Source organism: Caldivirga sp. MU80, from assembly GCF_001663375.1.
Taxonomy (GTDB): Archaea; Thermoproteota; Thermoprotei; order Thermoproteales; family Thermocladiaceae; genus Caldivirga.
The window spans coordinates 1-1,505 of record NZ_LCTF01000067.1 but is presented as its reverse complement, the minus strand read 5'-3'; the positions used below and the strand labels follow the sequence as shown (position 1 = coordinate 1,505).

At 49.1% G+C, this 1,505-nt stretch carries 2 protein-coding genes; both read right to left on the bottom strand.

What is annotated here, in order from left to right; genetic code table 11:
- A partial coding sequence (locus AAX04_RS11435; RefSeq protein ID WP_066798382.1) for an FAD-dependent thymidylate synthase occupies positions 1-759 on the bottom strand: 759 nt, incomplete at its 3' end.
- A 35-nt stretch (positions 760-794) separates the two neighbouring features.
- The gene (locus AAX04_RS11430) at positions 795-1,286 is read right to left on the bottom strand and encodes a hypothetical protein (RefSeq protein ID WP_066798380.1); all 492 of its coding nucleotides are present in this window, start codon (positions 1,284-1,286) and stop codon (positions 795-797) included.
- Between the last annotated feature and the right edge of the window lie 219 nt (positions 1,287-1,505).

Below are 1,505 nucleotides of genomic sequence, written 5' to 3'. Positions count from 1 at the left end.
GGGTATTGGCAAGCCCCAAGCATCGAAGGCGCTCCTAATGCTCAGTACCCTGCAGTCACCAGTCCCATACCTAGCCTCAAGAACCCTACGCTTAGCCTTACTCAAGTGAAGAACATGACGGCAGTAATCTGGGTGTAGCCTAGGCAAATGACCCCAAACCCACCTAGCCGTTATTGGGTAGGCTTCAATGAGGCTGTTGAACATTAGCCATGCGATTAGCCTAATCTCGTGAAAGGCCCCAAGCCCAGTCCTAAGAGGCATGAAGTTGAGGAAGAATTCACGACCATTCATGAGAACCCATATTCGGCTGGCAGTGGCATTGGGGAGAATGTACCTAGCATCCTCGGGCAGGGCAATACCCCTAACAGCATTGTACCCCTCACTGAGCCTATCCAGGAGTGGTGTTAGTGAATTAGCAATTGATGGTGGTAGGATGAACCTCGGTGGGTTCCTGGCATAATCAACATACCTCTGACTCTCCTGCCAATAACTAGCAATCCTATGCCTAACTAGCTCATGGGTAAGTGCCCTACTGCCTTCAATAAGCCATGATGCCCCAATGAACTCGAAGACATTATGGTGCCCATCCCTAAGCAATTGGGTTAGCCTCCGTTCAATGAGTTTGGGCTCGTTCCTAACCCTCTTTAGGGCATCCTCGAAGGTGTAACCCCTGTATATTACATCACTCATTGCGGTTATGAACCCTTCACTACCCCAGGTGAATAGGAGGGTTACGTTTGGCTTGATTATAGTGGGCATGGGTTTGGGGGTTGGGTTGGGCTGATTAGAATTGGCTAAGGGTCTTTTATTAAGTTCCCAGGCAGTAGCCAAGGTGCGTTGAATAATCCAGAGAGGATTATCATTGTGGGCAAACCTCCTATTGTACCGTATGCCACCAGGATAATCTTCAGTACCGTGTTCATTGGGTGTAGTAATGCATAGAAGGCTAGCCCGTAGAATGGTATGGTGTCTAGTAGTAATGCGCCAACGTCCCTTGGTGTTATTATGCGCCCATGGTCAAAGAGATCTGCAAGGAGGAAATCGCTCAGTATCCAAAATTCAAAATACTGTACTGCACCGATGAACATCATGTCCTTCACGATTGGCTGTTCTAGTACTGTGGCTGGGACAGTCATTGGGATGTACCACATCATGCCGCCTAGGATGACGACAACTGGGTTGAAGCCAATTACAATCACCCCAATGAACAAGGTGCTTAGGAATTCAGCCCAACCCATACCCTCCGAGGTACCCCCCGAGGTATTCCCTAAGGTGTCCTGGGTCATGAGTGTATCCTGATGCGGGGGTTTAATAAGCCTACTTTTAACCGTGGTTGGTTAGGGCTCGTTGAATGGTGCCTTGGGGAATTTAACCACGAATGGTACACCCTCAAAGTCAATAACCGCCATGTGTCCGAGCTCCTTGCTTAGTAAAGCCTCCACGTGGATGTAGGCTTCAATCCTGTCCTCGGAGAATTCGGTATTGAAGGCACTGCTCGCTAGAGC

What these genes read in the sequence shown, in the direction of transcription:
- AAX04_RS11430 (WP_066798380.1), bottom strand. Translation starts at nt 1,286, where the DNA reads ATGACCCAGGACACCTTAGGGAATACCTCGGGGGGTACCTCGGAGGGT.